The organism is Streptomyces sp. S465 (assembly GCF_026898115.1).
Lineage (GTDB): Bacteria > Actinomycetota > Actinomycetes > Streptomycetales > Streptomycetaceae > Streptomyces > Streptomyces luomodiensis.
In genome coordinates this window covers 1,420,384-1,443,245 of the sequence record NZ_CP114036.1, presented here as the reverse complement: position 1 = coordinate 1,443,245, position 22,862 = coordinate 1,420,384, and the positions used below count along the sequence as shown (strand labels likewise).

General features: G+C 72.3%; 21 protein-coding genes and 2 riboswitches. Of the genes, 12 read left to right on the top strand and 9 right to left on the bottom strand.

Annotation, left to right across the window (positions count from 1 at the left end; all coding sequences use genetic code 11):
• The first annotated feature begins 120 nt into the window (after window positions 1-120).
• From N6H00_RS06135 to N6H00_RS06115, 5 genes are all read left to right on the top strand, one after another.
• The gene (locus tag N6H00_RS06135; protein WP_268970544.1) at window positions 121-951 is read left to right on the top strand and encodes an FHA domain-containing protein; all 831 of its coding nucleotides are present in this window, start codon (window positions 121-123) and stop codon (window positions 949-951) included.
• An 18-nt stretch (window positions 952-969) separates the two neighbouring features.
• The gene (gene ftsR / locus N6H00_RS06130; RefSeq protein WP_268970543.1) at window positions 970-1,722 is read left to right on the top strand and encodes a transcriptional regulator FtsR; all 753 of its coding nucleotides are present in this window, start codon (window positions 970-972) and stop codon (window positions 1,720-1,722) included.
• Between the two features lie 52 nt (window positions 1,723-1,774).
• A complete protein-coding gene (locus N6H00_RS06125; RefSeq protein ID WP_014058684.1) occupies window positions 1,775-2,248 on the top strand; it encodes a bifunctional nuclease family protein in 474 nt (157 codons plus the stop codon).
• A gap of 167 nt (window positions 2,249-2,415) precedes the next feature.
• A complete protein-coding gene (locus N6H00_RS06120; protein WP_268970540.1) occupies window positions 2,416-3,042 on the top strand; it encodes a MerR family transcriptional regulator in 627 nt (208 codons plus the stop codon).
• Window positions 3,043-3,150: 108 nt separating this feature from the next.
• A complete protein-coding gene (locus N6H00_RS06115; RefSeq protein ID WP_268970539.1) occupies window positions 3,151-5,121 on the top strand; it encodes a DNA polymerase IV in 1,971 nt (656 codons plus the stop codon).
• Here the strand turns inward: N6H00_RS06115 and N6H00_RS06110 are convergent.
• Window positions 5,111-5,440, bottom strand: coding sequence for a PRC-barrel domain-containing protein (locus N6H00_RS06110; RefSeq protein WP_268976853.1), 330 nt, complete (start codon window positions 5,438-5,440; stop codon window positions 5,111-5,113). The two genes, N6H00_RS06115 and N6H00_RS06110, sit on opposite strands and share 11 nt — an antisense overlap.
• 112 nt (window positions 5,441-5,552) lie before the next feature.
• A riboswitch (glycine riboswitch) is annotated at window positions 5,553-5,650 on the top strand.
• Window position 5,651: 1 nt separating this feature from the next.
• Window positions 5,652-5,776: riboswitch (glycine riboswitch) on the top strand.
• A 65-nt stretch (window positions 5,777-5,841) separates the two neighbouring features.
• On the opposite strand from N6H00_RS06110, the gene gcvP reads away from it, so the two are divergent.
• Window positions 5,842-8,757, top strand: coding sequence for an aminomethyl-transferring glycine dehydrogenase (gene gcvP / locus N6H00_RS06105; protein ID WP_268970538.1), 2,916 nt, complete (start codon window positions 5,842-5,844; stop codon window positions 8,755-8,757).
• Window positions 8,758-8,858: 101 nt separating this feature from the next.
• Here the strand turns inward: gcvP and N6H00_RS06100 are convergent, their stop codons facing one another.
• A complete protein-coding gene (locus N6H00_RS06100) occupies window positions 8,859-9,065 on the bottom strand; it encodes a DUF5999 family protein (RefSeq protein WP_037964925.1) in 207 nt (68 codons plus the stop codon).
• A gap of 263 nt (window positions 9,066-9,328) precedes the next feature.
• Entirely contained in the window at window positions 9,329-9,916 is a 588-nt protein-coding gene (locus N6H00_RS06095) for a hypothetical protein (RefSeq protein WP_268970536.1), read from the bottom strand.
• A gap of 448 nt (window positions 9,917-10,364) precedes the next feature.
• On the opposite strand from N6H00_RS06095, the gene N6H00_RS06090 reads away from it, so the two are divergent.
• A complete protein-coding gene (locus N6H00_RS06090) occupies window positions 10,365-11,867 on the top strand; it encodes a glutamate--cysteine ligase (protein ID WP_268970535.1) in 1,503 nt (500 codons plus the stop codon).
• 75 nt (window positions 11,868-11,942) lie between these two features.
• The gene (locus N6H00_RS06085; protein WP_268970534.1) at window positions 11,943-12,752 is read left to right on the top strand and encodes a CPBP family intramembrane glutamic endopeptidase; all 810 of its coding nucleotides are present in this window, start codon (window positions 11,943-11,945) and stop codon (window positions 12,750-12,752) included.
• A 26-nt stretch (window positions 12,753-12,778) separates the two neighbouring features.
• Here N6H00_RS06085 and N6H00_RS06080 read toward each other — a convergent pair whose 3' ends face one another.
• A complete protein-coding gene (locus N6H00_RS06080; RefSeq protein WP_268970533.1) occupies window positions 12,779-13,606 on the bottom strand; it encodes a PhzF family phenazine biosynthesis protein in 828 nt (275 codons plus the stop codon).
• Window positions 13,607-13,791: 185 nt separating this feature from the next.
• Between N6H00_RS06080 and N6H00_RS06075 the strand changes: the two genes are divergently transcribed.
• Complete coding sequence (locus N6H00_RS06075; RefSeq protein WP_268970532.1) at window positions 13,792-14,466, top strand: PadR family transcriptional regulator; 675 nt, start codon at window positions 13,792-13,794, stop codon at window positions 14,464-14,466.
• A 77-nt stretch (window positions 14,467-14,543) separates the two neighbouring features.
• Here the strand turns inward: N6H00_RS06075 and N6H00_RS06070 are convergent, their stop codons facing one another.
• Window positions 14,544-14,972: a type II toxin-antitoxin system Rv0910 family toxin gene (locus N6H00_RS06070; protein WP_268970531.1), complete on the bottom strand. Its 429-nt coding sequence runs from the start codon at window positions 14,970-14,972 to the stop codon at window positions 14,544-14,546.
• Window positions 14,973-15,114: 142 nt separating this feature from the next.
• Between N6H00_RS06070 and N6H00_RS06065 the strand changes: the two genes are divergently transcribed.
• Window positions 15,115-16,098 carry an EamA family transporter gene (locus N6H00_RS06065; RefSeq protein ID WP_268970530.1) on the top strand — a complete coding sequence of 328 codons (984 nt, stop codon included), beginning with the start codon at window positions 15,115-15,117 and terminating at the stop codon, window positions 16,096-16,098.
• Window positions 16,099-16,210: 112 nt separating this feature from the next.
• On the opposite strand, the gene N6H00_RS06060 is transcribed toward N6H00_RS06065, so the two are convergent.
• Window positions 16,211-16,912, bottom strand: coding sequence for a pyridoxamine 5'-phosphate oxidase family protein (locus tag N6H00_RS06060; RefSeq protein WP_268970529.1), 702 nt, complete (start codon window positions 16,910-16,912; stop codon window positions 16,211-16,213).
• Window positions 16,913-16,948: 36 nt separating this feature from the next.
• Here N6H00_RS06060 and N6H00_RS06055 point away from each other — a divergent pair, with 36 nt between their 5' ends.
• The gene (locus tag N6H00_RS06055) at window positions 16,949-18,277 is read left to right on the top strand and encodes an aminotransferase class I/II-fold pyridoxal phosphate-dependent enzyme (RefSeq protein ID WP_268970528.1); all 1,329 of its coding nucleotides are present in this window, start codon (window positions 16,949-16,951) and stop codon (window positions 18,275-18,277) included.
• 335 nt (window positions 18,278-18,612) lie between these two features.
• Here N6H00_RS06055 and dhaL read toward each other — a convergent pair whose 3' ends face one another.
• The 3 genes from dhaL to N6H00_RS06040 form a co-directional block, all read right to left on the bottom strand.
• The gene (dhaL, locus tag N6H00_RS06050) at window positions 18,613-19,299 is read right to left on the bottom strand and encodes a dihydroxyacetone kinase subunit DhaL (protein ID WP_268970527.1); all 687 of its coding nucleotides are present in this window, start codon (window positions 19,297-19,299) and stop codon (window positions 18,613-18,615) included.
• Between the two features lie 71 nt (window positions 19,300-19,370).
• Window positions 19,371-20,369, bottom strand: a complete 999-nt coding sequence (locus tag N6H00_RS06045) for a dihydroxyacetone kinase subunit DhaK (RefSeq protein WP_268970526.1) — start codon at window positions 20,367-20,369, stop codon at window positions 19,371-19,373.
• 91 nt (window positions 20,370-20,460) lie between these two features.
• Window positions 20,461-21,831, bottom strand: a complete 1,371-nt coding sequence (locus tag N6H00_RS06040) for an MFS transporter (RefSeq protein ID WP_268970525.1) — start codon at window positions 21,829-21,831, stop codon at window positions 20,461-20,463.
• Window positions 21,832-21,969: 138 nt separating this feature from the next.
• On the opposite strand from N6H00_RS06040, the gene N6H00_RS06035 reads away from it, so the two are divergent.
• Entirely contained in the window at window positions 21,970-22,860 is an 891-nt protein-coding gene (locus N6H00_RS06035) for a dihydrodipicolinate synthase family protein (RefSeq protein WP_268970524.1), read from the top strand.
• Window positions 22,861-22,862 lie beyond the last annotated feature (2 nt).

Below are 22,862 nucleotides of genomic sequence, written 5' to 3'. Positions count from 1 at the left end.
AATGAGGGTCTCTCGGGGAGACCATGTGGACGCGGGGGGTCAACGCACCAGAAGATCCGCGCGTGGTGGAAACTGTCTGGTGGTCACGGACGTTGTGAGGATGTCCGGGCCGTCTGGTGTGTGCATCGAGGGTTTGTCCTGCCCCACGGGCGGGTCTGTTTCAGTCAAGGGGAATCGCCCGTGAAGTTGTTCGGGAAGTTGTTCGGCAAGAGTGCCCGCCAGGACGGCGGCAGCAGCACCGCTCGCCACCGCGCCTCGCGTGCCGCGGAGGAGAGTGGAGGGGGAACCGAGGAGCGCCCGCTGTTCCGGGACCAGGTCGGCGCGCAGGGCGCGCCGTCCGTTGACCCCTCCGCGGCCGGCCCCATAGGTTTCCAGGAGCCATCGGCCGCTCACAGTGGTGGAGGGTTCGGCTTGCCGGTATGTCAGCGGTGCGGCCACCGGAACGCGGAGGCCAGCCGGTTCTGTTCCAACTGCGGTGCCCCGCTGCGGGGCGGCGCGGCCTCCGAGCGTGCCTCGGAGACCACCTCCACCATTTCGATCTCGGGTCTCGAGGCGTACGACTCCGAGGTGACCGGGCAGACGCCGCTGCCGTCGCTCAGTCCGGAGGCGCAGGCCGCCGTCGAGGCGCTGCCGATGGGATCGGCGCTGCTGGTGGTCCGCCGCGGACCGAACTCGGGCAGCCGCTTCCTGCTGGACAGTGATGTCACCACGGCGGGCCGCCACCCGCAGAGCGACATCTTCCTGGACGATGTGACGGTCTCCCGCCGCCATGTGGAGTTCCGGCGCGGCCAGGACGGCGGCTTCACCGTCGCGGACGTCGGCAGCCTCAACGGCACGTACCTCAACCGGGAGCAGATCGACGCGCCGGTGGTCCTGGCCAGCGGCGACGAGGTGCAGATCGGTAAGTACCGGCTGGTCTTCTACCCGAGCCAGCGGGGCGTCGGCATCTGACCCGTACAGGGGAGGTCCATGCTTCAGACACCGTCGGGCGGTGCCGGGACCGGCACCGCCACCACGGGCAGCCGGTCGATGAGCATCGGCACCGTGCTGAATCTGTTGCGGGACGAGTTCCCCGAGGTCACCATCTCCAAGATCCGCTTCTTGGAGTCGGAGGGTCTGGTGGAGCCGCGGCGCACGCCGTCCGGCTACCGCAAGTTCAGCCGCCAGGACGTGGCGCGGCTCGGCCATATCCTCCGGATGCAGCGTGACCACTACCTGCCGCTCAAGGTCATCCGGGAGCATCTGGACGCCCTGGAGCGGGGTGAACCGTTGCAGCTTCCTGCCGTTTCGCAGGGGGCGCGGCAACCCGGACCGCTCGACAGCGGCGCCGGGACCGCTCCGGACGGCCCCACGGCCGCCCGGGTGGGCCGTGCCGAGCTGCTGGCAACGGCCCAGGTCAGCGAGGCGGAGCTGGCCGAATGGGAGTCGTACGGGCTGCTCGTGGCGACCGCGGACGGCGGGTACGACATCGAGGCGGTGACTGTCGCCCGGCTCATCGCCGAGCTCGGTCGTTTCGGCCTGGAACCACGTCACCTGAGAATCATGAAAGCTTCCGCCGAGCGCGAGGCCGGAATGGTCGAGCAGGTGGTCGCCCCGCTGCGGTTGCATAGAAACCCGCAGACCAGAGCGCATGCGGAGGCCAGTGCGCGAGAGCTCGCCACGCTCTCCGTACGGCTGCACGAGGCCCTGGTGCGGTCGGCTTTGGGGGCCCAGGAGCGATGACCGACCGGGCCCCGACTATCCAAACCGGCCGGGCACGTCCTAGGGTTGCTGTGTGAACGAGCTCGACGTCGTGGGTGTCCGGGTGGAAATGCCCTCCAACCAACCGATCGTGCTCCTGCGTGAAGTGGGAGGCGACCGCTACCTCCCCATCTGGATCGGACCAGGTGAGGCGACCGCGATCGCCTTCGCTCAGCAGGGCATGGCTCCGGCGCGCCCGCTGACCCATGACCTTTTCAAAGACGTACTCGAAGCAGTCGGACAGCAGCTCACGGAGGTTCGCATCACGGATCTGCGGGAGGGCGTCTTCTACGCGGAGCTGGTGTTCGCCAGCGGCGTGGAGGTCAGCGCCCGGCCGTCCGACGCCATAGCGCTCGCGCTGCGCACCGGAACGCCGATCTACGGCAGCGACGGCGTGCTGGACGATGCGGGTATCGCGATCCCGGACGAGCAGGAGGACGAGGTGGAGAAGTTCCGCGAGTTCCTCGACCAGATCTCGCCCGAGGACTTCGGAACCAGCAGCCAGTGAGCGGTCTGCCGGTCCTCGCTCGCGCATTCGAGTAGCCTTTCCCGGACGAGGGACACGGGAAACCACCCTTAGGGTGATTATCACTCGGCGTGCCGAGTGTGGCGATCGTTGACGCACCCCGGGTGACTGCCTACCTTCAAGATGGCAGGTCGAGGACGGAGGTCGGCGTGAGAAGCACCGGCGACGGCACGGCGGCCGGAGGTCCGTACGCGCTCCAGGGGAGCGCATCGGCCGATCCGGCACTGAAGGCTCGGGTCGCGGCACAGGCCGCACCGCCGCGTGAGCCCGCCGCGGGGGGGACGGAGCGGATCGGATACCGCGGCCCCACCGCATGCGCGGCCGCGGGCATCACGTACCGCCAGCTGGACTACTGGGCCCGCACCGGGCTGGTCGAGCCGAGCGTGCGCCCCGCCTATGGCTCGGGCAGCCAGCGGCTCTACAGCTTCCGGGACGTGGTCGTCCTCAAGATCGTGAAGCGTCTGCTGGACACCGGCGTGTCGCTGCAGAACATCCGGGCGGCGGTGGCGCACCTGCGCGCCCGGGAGCTCGACGACCTGGCCCAGATGACGCTGATGAGTGACGGCGCGACCGTCTATGAGTGCACCTCCCCGGACGAGGTCGTGGACCTCCTCCAAGGCGGCCAGGGCGTCTTCGGGATCGCCGTGGGCGTCGTCTGGCGGGATGTGGAGAGCGCGCTGTCCCAGCTGCACGGCGAGCGGGTGGACACCGGCGAGACGCTGATCCGGCCCAACCCCGCCGACGAGCTCGCGGCGCGCCGCAACCGGGTCGGCTGAGCTTCTCCTTTCGAGGCCCGGTTTTTTCGAGGTTCGGTTCTCCCTCAGCTACCCCTGGGAGGTGTCCCGGGCGCCCATTGTCAGTGGTGTGCGGCAGCATCGGTAGATGTGAGGGGTACGCCGACGATTCTCCATCTGGACATGGACGCCTTCTACGCCTCGGCGGAGCAGGCGGCCAAACCCAGCCTGCGCGGTAAGCCGGTGGTCGTGGGCGGCCTCGGGCCGCGTGGCGTGGTGGCCACGGCCTCCTACGAGGCCCGGGTGTTCGGGGTGCACTCGGCCATGGCGATGGCCCAGGCCCGCCGCCTGTGTCCGAACGCGGCGTTCCTCACCCCCCGCTTCACCCTCTACCGGCAGGTGAGCGATCAGGTCATGGCCCTGCTGCACACTCTCTCGCCGCTGGTGGAGCCGCTGAGCCTGGACGAGGCGTTCGTGGACCTGGAGGCGGGCGGCACCGAGCCCACCGCGAAGGCGGCGCGCGCTGTGGGGGAGCGGCTGCGGACCGACATCAGGGCGGTCACCGGGCTGACCGGGTCGGTGGGGCTCGCCGGATCGAAGATGCTCGCCAAGATCGCTTCGGAGCAGGCCAAGCCCGATGGTCTGACGGTCATCGAGCCGGGGACGGAGCGCGATCTGCTCGGCCCCATGTCGGTGCGGACGCTTCCGGGCGTTGGCCCCGCCACGGCCGAGGCGCTGCGCCGGGCCGGGATCCACACCGTGGCCGAGACGCGGGAGGCGGGCGAGGCCGAGCTGGTGCGGCTGCTGGGCCGGGCCCACGGCGCATCGCTGTTCCTGATGGCCAACGGCCGGGACGAGCGGCCCGTCGTCGCCGAGCGGGACGCCAAGTCCATCTCGGTGGAGGACACCTTCGACGTCGACCTCACCGACCGCACCCGGGTGCAGCTGGAGATCGCCCGGCTCGCCGACCGCTGTGTGCGGCGGCTGCGCGAGGCGGGCCGCTCGGGCCGGACGGTCGTGATCAAGGTACGGCGGTACGACTTCTCCACGCTGACCCGTTCGGAGACCCTGCGCGGGCCGACCGACGATCCGGGCGTGGTGCGGGAGGCCGCGGCGCGGCTGATCGACGGGGTGGACACCACGGCGGGGGTGCGGCTGCTGGGGGTGGGGGTCAGCGGTCTGGCGGACTACACCCAGGAGGACCTCTTCGCGCAGGCCGCGCAAGCTGCCCAGGCCGCTCACGAGGCGCTGGAGGACGCGCGGCGCGGACCGGGTCCCGAGATACCGGAGCCCGTGGAAGCGGGCGCGGGAGAGGCCCATGAGGGCGCCGGGAAGCCACGGCGCTGGCTACCGGGCTCCGATGTGCGGCACGCCGAGTACGGCGCGGGCTGGGTGCAGGGGAGCGGAGTGGGCCGGGTGACCGTGCGCTTCGAGGAGCCGTGGTCGCGGCCGGGGCGGGTACGGACGTTCGCCGTGGACGACCCGGCGCTGGAGCCGGCCGACCCACTGCCACTCCAACACCCGGCCGAGGCCGCCGTGGGCCCGGACGAGATCGCGGGCCGGGGCGGGTCCGTGGATGCGGCGGAGGGCGTGGGCCGGGGCGGGACCTTGGGGCCGGCGGAGGTCGCGGGCCGAGACGGGGTCGGGGAGGCGGCGGACGCTGCGGGCCGGGAGGAGGTCCCGGATCGGGGCGGGTCCGTGGATGCGGCGGAGGTCGCGGGCCGGGAGGAGGCTGTCGGTTTTGGGAGCGGCGGTCTGGACCAGGGCATGGGCCCGGTCGGATCCGCTGAACTGGGGGAGGCTGCGGGCCGGGGCAGGGGCGTCGGTCCTGGGGGCAGCGGTCCGGTCGGGTCTGTAGGTCCGGACGAGGTGGCGGGCTGGGGCCGGGGCGGGACCTTGGGTCCGGCGGAGGTCGTGGGCCGGGGAAAGCCCGCAGACCCTGGGAAGGCTGCGGGCCGGGACGAGACTGCCGGGTCTGGGGCCGGTGGTCCGGCCGGGTCCGTGGGCCCGGACGAGGTCGCGGGCCGGGGTGGGGGCGTCTCCGGTCTGGGGCATGGTGGGGCCGGCTCGGCGGGTCCGGGCCCCGTGGCGGGCGCCGGCGAGGGTGGGGTCAGCCGGTGACGTCCAGGCCGTAGTGGTGGTAGAGCTGTAGCTCCTGCTCGGGGGAGAGATGACGGCCGACGCCGAAGTCCGGGGCGTCCTTGATCAGCGCCCGGTCGTACGGCACCCGCAGGGTTTCGCCGACGACCTCGCTCGGTTCGAGCGGCACGAAGACGTCCCGGCTGAACAGTCCGGTGCGTACCGCCGCCCATTCGGGCTCGCCGGTCGCGTCGTCGAGATAGACCTCGTCCACGGTGCCGATCTTGGCGCCCTCGCGGTCGAATGCCTTGCGGCCGATCAGGGTCCGCGGGTCGATATCGGTCTGCACGCTCTCTCCCACAGGTGGCAAGTGGCCGTTGCTACCTACCAAAGGACACATCGTCGCACTCGGCCACTCGAACGCCCGTGACCCGCGCCCGTGGCAGAACCGCTGGTACGCTGACTGTGGCTGCAGACCCCGTGCGGGAGAGTCCTCCGCCGACGCTGTCGGAGGCGCCGAAGGAGCAAACCCTCCCCGGAATCTCTCAGGCACACGTACCGTGCGGGTGAGGTCACTCTGGAAAGCAGGGTGGGCCACGGGCGAGCAGAGCTCCGGAACCCCTCCTCACCGACGGTGAAAACCGGTCAGGCGGTATGTGGGCCGGTGAAGCTCTCAGGTTGAGATGACAGAGGGGGAGGCCGTCCGGGCACCTACGCCGTGGTGCCCCTCGCCGGTCGTCACAGACCAGGAGGCCCCCGCAGATGACCGCCAATCGCATCGCTCTCTCCGACCTGGAACGCGGTACTCCGTTCGAGCAGCGCCATATCGGCCCCGACGGCGAGGCGCAGGCCAAGATGCTCGCCCAGGTCGGTTTCGGCTCGTTGGACGAGCTCACCGAGGCCGCCGTACCGGACGTGATAAAGAGCGCCGAGGCGCTGGGTGCCCTGCCCCCGGCCCGCAGCGAGCCGGAGGTCCTCGCCGAGCTGCGTGGACTCGCCGACCGCAACCAGGTGCTGCCGTCGATGATCGGCCTCGGCTACTACGGCACCTTCACCCCGCCGGTGATCCTGCGCAATGTGCTGGAGAACCCCGCCTGGTACACCGCGTACACGCCCTACCAGCCGGAGATCTCCCAGGGCCGGCTGGAGGCCCTGCTCAACTTCCAGACCGTCGTCGCCGATCTGACCGGGCTGCCCACCGCCGGTGCCTCGCTGCTGGACGAGGCCACCGCGGCCGCCGAGGCCATGGCGCTGTCACGGCGCGTCGGCAAGGGCAAGGAGGGTGTGTTCCTGGTCGACGCCGACTGTCTGCCGCAGACCATCGCGGTCATCCGGACCCGCGCCGAGCCGACCGGTGTCGAGGTGGTCGTCGCCGACCTGGCCGAGGGCATCCCGGACGAGATCGCCGAGCGCGGGGTCTTCGGCGTGCTGGTGCAGTACCCGGGTGCCTCCGGCGCGGTGCGCGATCCGCGCCCGGTCATCGAGCGCGCCCATGAGCTCGGCGCCGTCGTCACCGTCGCCGCCGATCTGCTCGCGCTCACCCTGCTCACCTCGCCCGGCGAGCTGGGCGCGGACATCGCGGTCGGCAGCAGCCAGCGGTTCGGCGTCCCGATGGGCTTCGGCGGACCGCACGCCGGCTTCATGGCGGTGCGCGACACCTACGCCCGTAACCTTCCCGGCCGCCTGGTCGGGGTCTCCGTGGACGCCGACGGCGACAAGGCGTACCGGCTGGCGCTGCAGACCCGGGAGCAGCACATCCGCCGGGAGAAGGCCACCAGCAACATCTGCACCGCGCAGGTGCTGCTGGCCGTGATGGCCGGGATGTACGCCGTCTACCACGGCCCGGAGGGGCTCGCGGCGATCGCCCGTCGCACCCACCGCTACGCCTCCGTGCTCGCCGAGGGGCTGCGGGCCCGCGGGGTCGAGGTGGTGCACGAGGCGTTCTTCGACACCCTCACCGCACGGGTGCCGGGCCGGGCCGCCGAGGTCGTGGCCGCGGCCCGTGAGGCCGGGGTCAATCTGCGGCTGACCGACGCCGACCACGTCGGCATCGCCTGTGACGAGACCACCGGGCGGGCGCAGCTGTCCGCCGTATGGTGCGCCTTCGGGACGGACGGCGGAGGCGACGACGCCCCGGGGCTCCCCGACATCGACGAACTGGACGCCTCGGCGTCCGACGCGCTGCCCGCGGCCCTGCTGCGCCGGGACGGCTATCTGACCCATCCGGTCTTCCACCAGCACCGCTCCGAAACCGCGATGCTGCGCTATCTGCGGGGCCTGGCCGACCGGGACTACGCCCTGGACCGGGGCATGATCCCGCTCGGCTCCTGCACCATGAAGCTCAACGCCACCACCGAGATGGAGCCGATCACCTGGCCCGAGTTCGGCGCGCTGCACCCCTTCGCACCGGCCGAGCAGGCCCGGGGCTATCTGACCCTGGTCCGTGAGCTGGAGGAGCGGCTGGCCGAGGTCACCGGATACGACAAGGTCTCCCTCCAGCCGAACGCCGGATCGCAGGGCGAGCTGGCCGGACTGCTGGCGGTGCGCGCCTACCACCGGGCCAATGGGGACACCCAGCGCACCATCTGCCTGATCCCGTCCTCAGCGCACGGCACCAACGCCGCCAGCGCCGTGATGGCCGGGATGAAGGTCGTCGTGGTGAAAACCGGCGAGGACGGCGAGATCGACGCCGACGATCTGCGGGCCAAGATCGAGAAGCACGGTGCGGAACTGGCCGTGCTGATGGTCACCTACCCGTCCACCCACGGGGTGTTCGAGGAGCACATCACCGAGATCTGCGCCGCCGTGCACGACGCGGGCGGCCAGGTCTACGTGGACGGCGCCAACCTCAACGCGCTGGTCGGGCTCGCCGAGCCGGGCCGGTTCGGCGGCGATGTCTCGCATCTGAACCTGCACAAGACCTTCTGCATCCCGCACGGCGGGGGCGGCCCCGGCGTCGGACCGGTCGCGGTGCGCGAGCACCTGGCGCCCTACCTCCCCAACCATCCGCTACAGCCCGCCGCCGGCCCGGCCACCGGCGTCGGCCCCGTCTCGGCCGCGCCGTGGGGCTCGGCGGGCATCCTGCCGATCTCCTGGGCGTACATCCGGCTGATGGGCGCCGAGGGGCTGCGGCACGCGACCCAGGTCGCGGTGCTCGGCGCCAACTACATCGCCAAGCGGCTCGAACCGCACTACCCGGTGCTCTACACCGGTCCCGGCGGGCTGGTGGCGCATGAGTGCATCGTGGATCTGCGCCCGCTGACGAAGGCCACCGGGGTGACCGTCGACGATGTGGCCAAGCGCCTGATCGACTACGGCTTCCACGCCCCGACCATGTCGTTCCCGGTCGCCGGGACGCTGATGATCGAGCCGACGGAGAGCGAGGACCTGGCGGAGCTGGACCGGTTCTGCCAGGCGATGATCGCCATCCGGGCCGAGATCGAGAAGGTCGCCTCGGGCGAGTGGACCAAGGAGGACAATCCGCTCCGGAACGCCCCGCATACGGCGGCGTCGCTGACCGGGGAGTGGAACCACCCCTACTCCCGGGAGGAAGCGGTCTTCCCGGCCGGGGTGTCGGCGGCCGGCAAGTACTGGCCGCCGGTGCGGCGGATCGACGGGGCCTACGGGGACCGCAACCTCGTCTGCTCCTGCCCGCCCCTGGAGTCCTACGAGGGCTGAGGGGCATCCCCCGGCGGGGCGATGACGCGTGCGTCAGTGGGGCCGGTTCGGCGATGCGCCGGGCCGGCCCCTGGTGTGCGTACGTGCCGTCGAGACGGCCGTCAGGCCGCGGTGACGACGTGCTCGGAACCCAGCGGTCGGCACGGTGCGATGACGCGCCCGTCCGGCAACAGCTCACCGGTGTCCTCGAAGAGCAGGACACCGTTGCACAGCAGGCTCCATCCCTGCTCCGGGTGGTGCGCCACCAGATGCGCGGCCTCCCGGTCGGCGGAGTCGGCTGATGGGCAGGGTGGTTGGTGCTGGCACATGGCAGGGTTCTTTCGCTGCGGAGTGGTGAATGTCCTGCGGCTCGTCGCGGCGTTCATGGCCGCCCCCCGTGGTTGAGTCGGTCGATTGCTCCAGTGTTGCCCCGCGGGCTGGATTCCGCAGGGATTTCGCGGTACCGGTCTCGCTCGATAATGACGCATCAGCCGCGTGGACGGTTCACCGCTGCCGGACTGTTACGAGGATGCGTCGGAGCGCCCCGTGACCCGGCGGTCACGGGGCGCTCCTGCCCTGTTCACGGCGCAGGTCAGGCGGGTGAGCCAAGCAAGGGGGCCGGGGTCAGCCGGTGGGTGAGGACAGGCAGCAGGTCGGTCGCGCGATGCGCCCGGTGGGGCGCGATGCCGGGTGGGGCCGGGGCGAGGGGCACCAGCAGGTCCCCGGCGCCCAGGCCGCCTTCGGCGCCGTCCGCCGTCAGGTCGCCGTGCAGCCAGAGCGTGACCATGTAGAGCTCGGGGATGGACAGCAGCCGGGGCTGGTACGCCGAGGGCAGTGACTCGGCCTGGTGCAGGGCGAGTTCGGCCGAGCGGACGTAGGGGCCCTCGGAGAAGTGGGAGAAGGCCCAGCCGTCGGCGGTGAGCATCGCCTCGGCGGCGGCCACTGTGCGGTCGCCGTCGCGGATCAGGAAGCGCCAGCCGGTGAGCCGGGTGCGTGGCGGGCCGTCGGGGGTGGTGATGTCGTCCAGGACGTGGACGGGGAGCGGGAGTTCGGGTTCGAAGGGGCCGGTGAGCGTGGAGAGTGCGGGGGTGCGGGCCTCGCGGACGGCGGTGGGGGAGTCAAGGGCCGTGAGGACGCTGCGCAGGGCGGCCGCGGGGGCCTGGGGAACATGCAGCGGCATGGTGGGTCTGCCTCTCGCTTGGGAGACACGGTGAAGCGATAGCGGGCCGGGTTTGGGCGGCGCTGTCGGTGGAACACGGGTCAGAGGGGAGCCGGAACAAACCGTTCGGGCGTTATCTCTCTGCCTCGTTAGCCGAGTTTATACGACAAGTGTTCCCGTTGTGTTTCATCTAGCTGTGGCCGATATTCCCGACAAGAGGTTATCCGGACCCCGGAAGGGCGGGGATTTTCCCCGATTCTGTGCCAGATGAACTGATATGACCTGGCATTTTGTGGCCCGCGCGGTAGGCTGGATCTCGCTGGTCCATTTCTCCGGCGCAATGCACAGTTCCTGAGAGCCTACCGGCTGGGTGGGGATCGCGGGGCGTTATCGATCACATTGGTGGGCATCATCGTGCGTGGTGTACACGCGGCTGGCACCGATGATCCACTCGAGGAGGGACGCTTCGATGGGGGAGAAGCTCATAGCCGGTGAGTTCGACCCGTCCGGGCGGCGGCGGCAGCGCGTCCGGTTGCGGCAGTGCCTCGACGGGCTGGGCCGACTCCTGGCCGACAAGCGCTTCGACCGCCCGCAGAATCTGATGGGGCTGGAGATCGAGCTGAATCTGGCCGGGCCCGACGGGCTGCCGAGGATGATGAACGCGGAGGTTCTGGAGCGCATCGGGAGTCATGATTTCCAGACCGAACTCGGGCAGTGCAATCTTGAAGTAAACATCGTGCCCCACCGTTTGCGCGGAAGCGTTCTCGACCAGCTGTCGGAAGAGCTCCGAACCGCTTTGTCATATGCCGATCGCAAGGCGCGGGAAGTGTCCGCCGAGATCGTGATGATCGGAATTCTTCCCACCCTCACCGCGAGCGACCTGGGATCCGCGAACCTCTCCTATGACGACCGTTACAAACTCCTCAACGAGCAGATGCTGGCCGCCCGCGGCGAGGATTTCCTCATCGACATCGAGGGCCGGGAGCGATTCGGCTACGCCAGCGCCTCCATCGCCCCCGAGGCGGCCTGCACCTCCGTCCAGCTCCATCTCCAGGTCACCCCGGGACGCTTCGCGGACGCGTGGAACGCGGCGCAGGCGGTGGCCGCCGTGCAGATCGCGGTCGGCGCCAACTCTCCCTTCGTCTTCGGCCATGAGGTGTGGCGGGAATCCCGGCCGCCGCTGTTCCTCCAGGCCACCGATGTGCGCCCGCCGGAGATCGCCGCCCAGGGGGTGCGGCCGCGCACCTGGTTCGGCGAGCGCTGGATCGGGTCCGCCTACGAGCTGTTCGAGGAGAATCTGCGCTACTTCCCGCCCCTGCTCTCCGGCGGCCAGGACGAGGACCCGCTGCGGGTGCTGGACGCCGGCGGAGTGCCCGAACTCCAGGAACTGGCGCTGCACAACGGCACCATCTACCGCTGGAACCGGCCCGTCTACGACGTGGTGGACGGCGTGCCGCATCTGCGCGTGGAGAACCGCGTGCTGCCGGCCGGACCCACCGTCACCGATGTCATCGCCAACGCCGCCTTCTACTACGGACTGGTCAGGGCGCTGGCCGAGGAGCCCCGCCCGGTGTGGAGCCGGCTGCCGTTCGCGGCCGCCGCCGCCAACTTCGACGCCGCCTGCCGGCACGGCATCGACGCGGTCCTGCAATGGCCCAAATCCGGCCGGTCGGCCTCGCTGGCGCGAACCTCGGCCGTACGGCTGGTCCGCGAGGAGCTGCTGCCGCTGGCCGCCTCCGGGCTCGACGGGTGGGGTGTGGAGCCGGCCGACCGCGACCGCTACCTCGGGGTGATCGAGGAGCGCTGCAAGCTGCGGGTCAACGGCGCGTCCTGGCAGGCGGCCGCCTACCACCGGGCGCTGGACGGCGGGCTCGACCGGGACGCCGCGCTCGCGGCCATGACCCGCCGCTACTGCGCCCTGATGCGCACCGACGCACCGGTGCACACCTGGCCCACCGATCTCTCCGGGTGACCGCCGCATCCCGGAGCACGACCCCGTATTGTCCGGTGAGCGGGGCGGGTGCACCGATGAGGCGGACCAACGGAAGTGGGGACAGGAGTGCGGTCACAGGCGCGGGGCGCGGACGCCCTGGTCGAGGACGGGCTCTCGCGGCGGACGCTGCGCAATGAGACGCTGCTCGTGCTGGCGCTGTCCCTGGGCGCGAACGCGCTCTCCGCGCTGATCAGCTTCATCGGCTCGGTGACCAGACCGGGCGGGCTGAAGGACCAGGCGGCCACGCTCAACTCCTCGGCGGCGCCGGGACGGCCCTGGCTGGACCTGGCCTGGCAGCTGTTCGGGATCGCGACCGCGCTGGTGCCGGTCGCGCTCGTCGCCCATCTGCTGCTGCGCGAGGGCGCCGGGCTGCGGGTGATCGGCTTCGACCGCGCCCGGCCGCGCTTCGACCTGGCGTGGGGCGCCGCGATCGCGGCCGGGATAGGCGGCACCGGGCTGCTGCTGTACCTGGGGGCGCGGGCGGCCGGGGGCAACCTCACGGTGGTGCCCGAGTCGCTGCCCGACGTGTGGTGGAAGATCCCCGTGCTGATCGCCTCCGCCGTGCAGAACGCGGTGCTGGAGGAGGTGATCGTGGTCGGCTATCTGCTGCGCAGGCTCGGGCAGTTGGGCTGGACCCCGATGGCCGCGCTGCTGGCCAGCTCGGTGCTGCGCGGCTCGTACCACCTCTACCAGGGGATCGGCGGCTTCTTCGGCAATCTGGCGATGGGCGTGATCTTCGTGCTGCTCTACCGCCGCTGGGGGCGGGTCGGGCCGCTGGTCGCCGCCCACTCGCTGATCGACATCGTGGCCTTCGTCGGCTACGCCCTGCTGGCGGGCCGGGTGGACTGGCTGCCCACGGCCTGACCCGCCGTCCGCCCGGCCCGCGGGTCTCAGGCCAGCAGTTCGCCGTCGATCACGGTGACGGCGCTCCCCGTCAGCAGCGTACGGTCGCCGCGCAGCGCGGTGCGGACCAGGCCGGTGCGCGCGGACACCTGTAGTCCGGTCAGCTCGTCGCGGCCGAACCGGGCCGACCAGTAGGGCGCGAGCACGGTGTGCGCGCTGCCGGTGACCGGGTCCTCGTCGATGCCGACGGCCGGGGCGAACATCCGCGAGACGAAGTCGTAGCCACCTGCCGGGTCCTCGGCGGCCGCGGTCACGATGACACCCCGGTGGCCGAGCCGCTTCAGCGCGGCGAGGTCCGGGGTCAGGGCGCGCACGGTCTTCTCGTCGGCCAGCTCGAGCAACAGGTCGTCGACGTACGGACCGGCCTCGTACGCGGAGACGATCTCGGCGCCGAGTGCTGTGGCGACCTCGGCCGTTTTCCGGGGCACGGCCGACTCGGTCAGTGCGGCCGTGGGGAAGTCCAAAGTGATCGCGCCGTCGTCGCCGATCGTCGCCGACAGCACCCCGCTGAGGGTGGCGAAGCGGACCGTGCCGGTCGCGGCTCCGGTGGTCGTCCGCAGGACATGGGCGGTGGCCAGCGTGGCGTGGCCGCACAGGGCCACCTCGGTGGCCGGGGTGAACCAGCGCAGTGCCCAGTCGGCCTCCGCGATCTCCGGGAGCGGGTGGGCGAAAGCCGTTTCGGCGAGATTGACCTCGGCGGCGACCCGCTGGAGCCAGTCGTCGTCCGGGAAGGCGTCGGTGTCGAGGAGGACGACCCCGGCCGGGTTGCCGGCGAAGGGGCGCTCGGTGAAGGCGTCGACGATTCGTATCCGCATAGCGCGACCGTAGGCGGCGGGTGGCGGGGGAGCCATGGCCAATCGCCCGCACGTGGCTCTCACCGGGATCGTCGGCGTGGTTGTCGAAGGGGTTGTCGTTGAGGTTGTCGTTGGGGTTGTTCTTCGATCGGTTCCGATATATCGTTGAGTTGTCGTGATGGATCGAAGAAGAAAGGAGCGTCACGATGCGTTCCCATGGACACGGACATGAGCATGTCGGACCCGGTCACCATGGCCGGGGTGGTGACGGTGAGCGGCGGCGAGCGGCCTTCGGCCCGTTCGGCCCCGGTTTCGGCGGGCCGCCCTTCGGTGGGCCCCCGTTCGGCGGCCGGGGTCCCGGTGGGCGTGGCCCCGGCGGGCCCGGCGGCCGGGGGGTGCGCGGGCGGGCGCGGCGCGGCGATGTGCGCGCGTCGATCCTGGCCCTGCTGAAGGACCGCCCGATGCACGGCTACGAGATGATCCAGGAGATCGCCGAGCGCAGCGGAGGGGCCTGGCGGCCCAGCCCCGGCTCGGTGTATCCCACGCTTCAGCTGCTCGAGGACGAGGGGCTGATCAGCAGCGAGAGCGAGGGTGGCAAGAAGCTGTTCGCGCTCACCGACCCCGGCCGCGCCGAGGCCGAGGCGGGGCCCGCGGCCCCGTGGGAGGAGGCCGGGCGCGGTGTCGACTGGGAGGCCATGCAGGAGGTCCGCCAGGCGGGCTTCGGGCTGATGGAGGCGTTCTCCCAGGTCTGGCGCACCGGCAGCGCGGAGCAGCGGCGGAAGGCCGTCTCCGTCATCAATGAGTCGCGCAAGCGGCTGTATCTCATCCTCGCCGAACAGGACGAGGAGAAGGGCGGCACCGAGCGGGGCGGCGAGAGCTGAGCCCGAGCGGACGGGGGTACGGCCGCGCGGGGGCGGTGCGCGGCGCGCTTCTGGCGGATCTCGGCGGCGAGCGGGTCCTAATCGACCAGGGTGCCGAGCTTGCGCAGCGACTCGCCCAGCGCGCTGGTCGCCGAGTCCTTCAGCTTTCCGGCCATCAGCGAGATCGCCGCCCCCGTGAACTCCCCGTCGACGCGCACCGTCGTGCCGCCGTCGTCCGGTGTGAGCGAGTAGCGCATGGCGAGGTTCACGCCCATCGGGCCCTTGCCCCGGGTGACGAGCAGCCGGGCGGGTTCGCACTCCTCGACGGTCCAGGTCACCTCGGCCGGAAAGCCCATCAGTTTCATGTTCTCCTGATAGGTCGCCGCCACGTCCAAGGTGGCCGGGCCGCCCTGCGGAAAGCTGGTGTGGGTGGCGTTCCACTCGCCGTACGTGGTGAAGTCCGTCAGCCGGGCCCAGACCTTCTCGGCCGGTGCCTCGATGTGTGTCTGCGCGCTGACCTCGGCCATGGGGGAGTCCCTTCCGCGCGTCCTGGGCGGTGTGTGGTGCGGCGGTGCCGGGCACCGTAGCCCCGGGGACTCGAACATGCAATGCTGACGGTCCGTCAGCTCTGCCGTGCCCGTCCGTGACGTGAGCTGACATGATGGCCCGGTGCACGTATCCGGAGCCCACCCACAGCAAAGGAACGCCGGCCTGGGACTCGCCCTGCTGTCGGCGCTCGCGTTCGGCGGATCGGGTGTCGCCGCCAAACCACTGATCGAGGCGGGGCTGGCGCCGCTCGAGGTCACCTGGCTGCGGGTGACGGGAGCGGCCCTGGTCCTGCTGCCCCTGGCCTGGCGCCACCGCCGGCTGCTCACCCGCCGCCCCGGACTGCTGGTGGGGTTCGGGCTGCTGGCCGTCGCGGGGGTGCAGGCGTGCTATTTCGCGGCGCTCTCCCGGATTCCTGTCGGCGTCGCCCTGCTCGTCGAATACCTCGCGCCCGCGCTGGTGCTGGGGTGGGTGCGGTTCGTCCAGCGCCGGCCGGTGAGCCGGGCCGCGGCGGCCGGTGTCGTGCTGGCCGTCGGCGGGCTCGCCTGTGTGGTGGAGGTGTGGTCCGGACTGGGCTTCGACCCCCTCGGACTGCTGCTGGCCTTCGGCGCGGCCTTCTGCCAGACCGGCTACTTCGTCCTCTCCGACCACGGCAGCGACGGCCAGGACGCGGCGGACCCGCTCGGCGTCATCGCGTACGGGCTGCTGATCGGAGCCGTGGCGCTGACCGTGGTCGGCCGCCCCTGGCGCATGGACTGGTCGGTCCTCACCGGCCGCGCCGACCTGGCGGACGCCCGCGTTCCCGCCGTGCTGCTGCTCGGCTGGATCGTGCTGGCGGCGACGGTGGTCGCGTATCTCACCGGGGTGCTGTCGGTGCGCCGGCTCTCCCCGCAGGTGGCCGGGGTGGTCGCCTGTCTGGAGGCGGTCGTCGCGACCGTTCTGGCGTGGGTCCTGCTGGCTGAACACCTGGGCGTGGCGCAGCTCGTCGGCGGTGTGGTGGTGCTGGCCGGCGCCCTGATCGCCCAGACCTCCACCCCGAAGGCCGCCGCGGCCGAGCCGGTGGCGGGCTCGGTTCCGGCGGAACGGGAGGTCTCGGCGGGAGGATGACCGCCCCACGGGCCTCGCGCCGCCCCGCCGCCCCACGGGCCTCGCGCCGCCCCGCCGTCCCCCGCTGCCCCGCCGCCCTCCGGATCGTGTACGGAGGGCGGCGGGGCGCCGGTCAGAGCCGGGTGAGGTAGGCGGGCACCGGCGTGTCGGGCGCCAGGTCGTCGGCGGGGACCGGCGCGCCGTAGCCGCGGGCGACGGGCACCACGCCGCTCCAGTGGGGGAGCCCCAGATCCTCGGCGTCGTCGTTGGGCCCGCCGGTGCGGATCTTCGCGGAGACCTCCTCGAGGTCCAGGCGCAGCACGGCGGTGGCGGCCAGCTCCTTGGCGTTGGCGGGGCGGGAGTCGGCGGCCCGGCCCGGCACCACCTGGTCCACCAGGGCGTCCAGCGCGGTGCCGCGCTCGGCCGGGTCGGTCACCGGGCGGGCGGTGCCGTGCACCACCACCGAGCGGTAGTTGAGGGAGTGGTGGAACGCCGAGCGGGCCAGGACCAGTCCGTCGACATGGGTGACGGTCAGGCACACCGGCAGCCCCGGCTCCTCGGCGCCCGCCCCGTTCGCCATGCGCAGCGGGCGCGCCCCCGTCGAGCCGTGGACGTACAACCGCTCCCCGACCCGGCCGTAGAGGGTCGGCAGGACGACGGGGGCGCCATCACGTAGGAAGCCCAGGTGGCAGACGTAGCCCTCGTCGAGGATCGCGTGCACCAGCTCCCGGTCGTACGAGGCGCGTTCGCGGGCGCGGGTCGGCACGGTCCGGTCGGTCGGGGTGTAGGCGTTGTCGGGCGCGGTGGTCGCGGCGGTGGCATCCGGGGCGGGCATTTGCGTCCTCCATTGCACTAGTGCAAAATAGCGTTTGTGCTAGGAGATTATCCGATCGCAGGTCGTCGCGCAGCCGATATCGCGGCCAGTGTGGAGCGCGCGGTCGGCGTCGGTGAGCTGTCGCCGGGCCAACCGCTGCCGCCCCTGCGGGAGGTGGCCGAACGGCTGGGCGTGAATCCCAATACGGTCGCGGCCGCCTACCGCGTGCTGCGCGAACGGGGCGTGATCGAGACGGCGGGGCGCCGGGGCAGCCGGGTGCGCGCCCGCCCCGCCAGCACGCCCCGCGAGTGGATCGGCGTCGACGCCACCGGCGCGCGCGACCTGTCGAGCGGCAACCCCGACCCCGCGCTGCTGCCCCCGCTCGGCGCGCCGCTGGCGGCGGCCGCGGCCCGCGCGGCGGAGCGCCCGACGCTGTACGGCGCGCCGGACCTCGTCCCCGAGCTGGCCGAACTCGCCCGCGCCGCGCTCGACGCGGACGGGGTGCCGGCCGGGCCCGTCGCCGTCACCTCCGGCTCGCTCGACGCGATCGAGCGGGTGCTGGCCGCGCATCTGCGGCCCGGTGACGCGGTCGCGGTGGAGGACCCCGGCTGGGGCAGTCTGCTCGACCTGATCCCGGCGCTCGGTTTGCGCGCGGTCCCGGTCGGGGTCGACGACGACGGGCCGTTGCCCGAGCGGGTGGAGCAGGCGCTGGTCCGGGGGGCGCGGGCGCTGGTGGTCACCGACCGGGCGCAGAACCCGACGGGCGCGGCGGTCGGCGAGAGCCGCGCCCGGGAGCTGCGGGCCGTGCTGGCCGGCCATCCGGCCGTGCTGCTGATCGAGGACGACCACGGGCACGGCATCGTGGACATGCCCCTGCGCCCCCTGGCCGGTGCCACCGACCACTGGGCGCTGGTCCGCTCCACCGCCAAGGCGTACGGCCCCGATCTGCGGCTCGCGGTGCTCACCGGCGACCCCGTCACCCTGGACCGGGTGCGCGGCCGCCAGCGGCTGGGGCCGGGCTGGGTGAGCCATCTGCTGCAACACGCGGTGGCCTGGCTGTGGCGGACGGACGCGGTGGACGCGGCGGCGGTGGCGGCGTCGTACGGCGCGCGGCGCGCGGCGCTGGTACGGGCGCTGCGCGAGCGGGGGATCGCCGCGCACGGGCACAGCGGGATGAACGTGTGGGTGCCGGTCCTGGACGAGACCGGCGCGGTCGCCCGGCTGCTGGCGGCGGGCTGGGCGACCGCCCCCGGGGCGCGCTTCCGGGTGGCCTCGCCGCCCGGGGTACGGCTGACGGTCTCACCGCTGGCCGCCGACGAGATCGAGGCGGTCGCCGACGCGGTGGCCGCGGCGACGGGCGCGACGGTGGCCGGGCGGCTCGACTAGGGCCTGTCGTCACGGCTCGACGAGGGCCTGTCGTCCCCTTCCCTTCCCGTCGTCGCCCGAAGGGCGGCCCCGCGGCGTCCGGGCAGGGGGCGTACCTCCCGGCGATGGCCGGGGGCGCCGTGCCCAGGCGTCGCGGGGCCGCGACGAGCCACCGGACCGGGCCCGGGACGCGGCCTGCTACGGAGCTGGTCCAGCGAGCTGAGCGCGTCGTCGCCCGAAGGGCGGCCCCGCGGCGTCCGGGCAGGGGGCGTACCTCCCGGCGGTGGCCGGGGGCGCCGTGCCCAGGCGTCGCGGGGCCGCGACGAGTCACCGGACCGGGCCCGGGACGCGGCCTGCTACGGCAGCTGGTCCAGCGAGCTGAGCGCGTCGTCGTAGGAGGCGAACAGCAGGGCGATGGCCATGGCGCCGGGGTCGGGCACGCCGCGGGCGTGATCTCCCGTGTAGCTGGCGCGGCCGCGCCGTGCGCGCAGATCGGTGGTGGAGCCGGCTCCCTGGTGGGCGGCGACCGCCGCCTGGTGGAGCGCCTGCCCCGGCTCGGTGTCCGGGGCGCATGCGCTGAGCGCCTGGGCGGCCGGGACGAGGGCGTCGATCAGCGTCTTGTCGCCGACCTCGGCCTCGCCGACCCGCTGGATCGCGGCCGCGCCGGCGGTGGTGCCCGCGGCCAGTTCGCGGGTGCCCGCGGTGGCGGGGTTGGCGGCGACCGCGGCGGCCAGTTCCTGGAGCAGCAGGCCGAACAGCGGGCCGCTGGTGCCGCCCACGTCGTCGAGGAAGACCCGTGCCGCCGTGGCGAGCGGCACGGCGGGGGACTCCCGGTCGGCGGCGGGGCCGTCGGAGAGGGCGTGCAGCGCGCGGCGCACCCCGGCCATCCCGCCGGTGAGGTTGGTGCCGAAGTCGCCGTCGCCCACCCGCTGGTCGAGGGCGGTCAGTTCGGGTTCGACGGAATCGGCCGTGGTGGCGAAGCGGATGAGCCAGGCCGCGGTGGTGTCGTAGGTGAGGCGGTGTGGTGCGGGTATCGCTGACATGGCGGGGAACTCCTCGGGGATCTGTGGTCTGCGGTCGGCATGCGCGGCGGCGGTGACGGGCCTCGGGTGGGTCACAGTGGCCAGGCGGGGGTGCGGGCGGGCGCGTCCCACAGCCGCAGCAGCTCGTCGTCGGCGGCGAGCAGGGACAGCGAGAACCCGCGCATGTCGAGGGCGCTGATCAGGGTGCCGGTCAGGGACCGGTCGAGGGCGACGCCGTTGTCGTCCAGGGCCTTGGTGAGGGCGTGGAGTATGCCGTACAGCTCCAGGGAGGTCGTCGCGCCGAGCCCGTTGACCAGGGCGAGCACCCGCGGCCGGGGGCCGTCGGGCAGCGCGGCCAGCAGCCGGTCGGTCATCGTCCGGACGAGCTGGGTGAGCGGCACCGCGGGGGTGGTGCTGTCGGCCCGTTCACCGTGGATGCCGACGCCGTACTCCCAGACCCCGTCGGGAAGCTCGAACGCCGGGGTGCCGGAGCCGGGCGCGGTGTGGGCGGCCGAGGCGACGGCCAGGCTGCGGGAGCGCCGGGTCACCTCGGCGCCGAGGGCGGCCAGGTCCTCCAGGCCGCGTCCCTCGTCGGCGGCGGCGCCGAGGATCTTCTCCACGATCAGGGTGGCGCCGGTGCCGCGCCGGCCGACCGCGATCTCGTCGGAGTCGGTGGCGAGGTCGTCGTCCACCAGGACGCGGGCGCAGGGTATGCCCTCATGGGCGAGGCGTTCGGCGGCGATGCCGAAGTTGATGCGGTCCCCGGTGTAGTTCTTGACGATGTGCAGCACCCCCTCGGGCCCGGCGACGGCGCGGCTGGCCTCGAAGATCTGCCGGTTGTGGGGCGAGGCGAAGATCCGGCCGGGGCAGGCGGCGTCCAGCATCCCGGCGCCGACGAACCCCGCGTGCAGGGGTTCATGGCCGGAGCCGCCTCCCGAGACCAGTCCGACCCGGCGCTGTGCGGAGCCGCCGCGGGCGCGGAGATAGCCGTGGTCGGGATGGTGGCTGACGAGGTCGGCGTGTGCGGAGGCGAATCCGGCGAGGGCGTCGGGGACGATCGACTCGGCCGAGTCGGCGAAGTAGAGGGGCATTGTGATGATATTCCTTGATGAGGAGAAACTAGTCGGACGGTTACGGACGCGCCCATTGTGGGGGAGACGGTGCGGAGGGCTCCGGATGGGGTCATTCCGTGGCGCCGCGGACATCGGCGGCGGCCGCACCGGCGGGGCGCCACCGCAGCGGCCTGTGGTCACCGCGGCGCAGGGCGAGGGTACACACTCCCGACAGCAGTACGACGCCGACGGCGTAGAGGCAGACACCGGTCGGGCGCCCGTCGAAGGCGGTGATCAGCGCGGTGCCCAGCAGCGGTGACAGGCCCCCGCCCAGCGTGGCGCCGACCTGCTGGCTCACGGACAGGCCGGTGTACCGCAGGGCGACCGGATAGAGGTTGGCGAACAGCGCGCCCTGGGCGCCGTACATCGCGCCGTGCCCGACCGCCAGGCCCAGCGTCATCGCGAGGGTGATCAGCACCGGCTCGCGGGTCTGGACGAGCAGGAAGAACGGCACGATCAGCAGCGCCTGGAAGACGGCGCCGCCCGCGTAGACCAGCCGCCGTCCGACGCGGTCGGAGAGCGCGCCGAACAGGGGGAGGGTCAGACACTCCAGCGCACAGGCGATGAGGATTGCGATCAGCACCGGCTGCTTGTCCACGCCGAGCTCATCCGTGGCGTAGGCGAGCGCCACGACGTAGTAGACGTTGAACAGCCCGCTCTCCGCTATCTTGGCGATGATCGAGCAGCCGACTGAGGTCAGATGGCCGTCGGCCAGCCCGCGCAGCGGGATCTTCTTGACCTCGCGCTCGGCGCGCAGCCGCCGGAACTCCGGGCTCTCGCTCACGGTGACGCGCAGATACATCCCGAGGCCGACCAGCACGATGCTGGCGAGGAACGGCACCCGCCAGCCCCAGGCGTCGAAGGCGCTGTCGGACATGGTGGCACTGAGCACGCTCACCAGGCCGACCGGCAGCAGCACCCCGGCCGGGGTGCCGATGTGCACCAGGCTGGTGTAGAGGCCCTGCCGCTCGCGCGGTGCGTACTCCAGCGCCATCAGCACCCCGCCGCCGTACTCACCGCCCATCCCCAGGCCCTGGATCAGCCGGATGAGGACCAGCAGGACCGGGGCGGCGATGCCGATGGTGCCGTACGAGGGCAGCAGGCCGATGCAGAAGGTGCCCAGGCCCATCAGCAGCAAGGTGGTCACCAGGACGGTCTTGCGGCCGAGCCGGTCGCCGAAGTGACCGAAGATCACGCCGCCGAGCGGGCGTGCGAGATAGCCGACGAAGAAGGTGGAGAACGCCGCGAGCGTCCCGACCGCGTCGTTCACCGAGGGGAAGAAGACGTGGTCGAAGACGAGGGCCGCGGTGGTGGCGTAGAGCGTGAAGTCGTAGTACTCGACGGTCGTGCCGATGGCACTGGCGATCGCGACGCGGCGGGCGGCGGTGTGGTCGGCGTCATGAGGCGTCTGCTGACTCAACGCTGAGGCAGGGGTGGGCATCCTTGGTCTCCTCTGATATTCCAGATGCCAGATGCTAGGCTTGCGGCGCAGGTCCCGTCCAGGGATCGGCACTCCGGAATCACGGCAGGCGGCGCTCGTGGGGCCCGTGGACGGCCGTCGACGCACGAGGGAGACAATGTGACACTCGATCTGCACGGGATCATCTCGACCGTGGTGACACCGTTCGACGCCGACGATCAAGTGGATCTGGACCTCCTGGGCCCGGAGATCCAGTACCTGCTGGACTCCGGCGTCACCGCCATCTGCGCCTGCGGCAGCACCGGCGAGGGCCACGCCCTGTCGGCCGAGGAGAGCGCCGCGATCTGCGCCCGGGTCGTCAAGGAGGTGGACGGCCGGGTCCCGGTGATCGGCGGCGTGATCCAGAACTCCACGGCGGAGGCCATCCGCTACGGCCGGGCGCTCAAGGCGGCCGGGGTGGACGCCCTCCAGGTCACCCCGGTCCACTATGTCTTCGCCCCCGACGCGGACCAGACCGTCGACTACTTCCGCCGCATCGGCTCCGCGGTGGGCCTGCCGATCGTCGTCTACAACGTGGTGCCCTGGGCGCTGGTCCCGGTGGACGTCATCGAGCGGCTCGGCGACGTCCCGGAGGTGATCGCGGTCAAGCAGAGCGGCGGCGACATGCATCTGCTGGCCGATCTGCTGCACCGGGTCGGCGACCGCTTCGCCATCCTCGCCGCCCTGGACGACCTGCACTACCCGGCGTTCGCGATGGGCGCCCACGGCGCGCTCGCCGCCATCCCCACCGTCACCCCCCGGCTCAGCGTGGAGCTGTGGGAGGCCGTCCAGCGCGGGGACCACCGCGAGGCGCTGCGCCTCCACAACGTCATACTGGGGGTCTGGCGCGCGATCGACGGCCCCAACCTGCCGGCCAGGATCAAGGCGGCCCTGTCGCTTCAGGGGCGTGACGGCGGCCTGCCGCGCCACCCGTTCACTCCCGCGACAGACGAGGAGCGCGCCGTCATCGCCGACGCACTGGGGAAGGCCGGTCTCCTGACGGCTCCTTGACC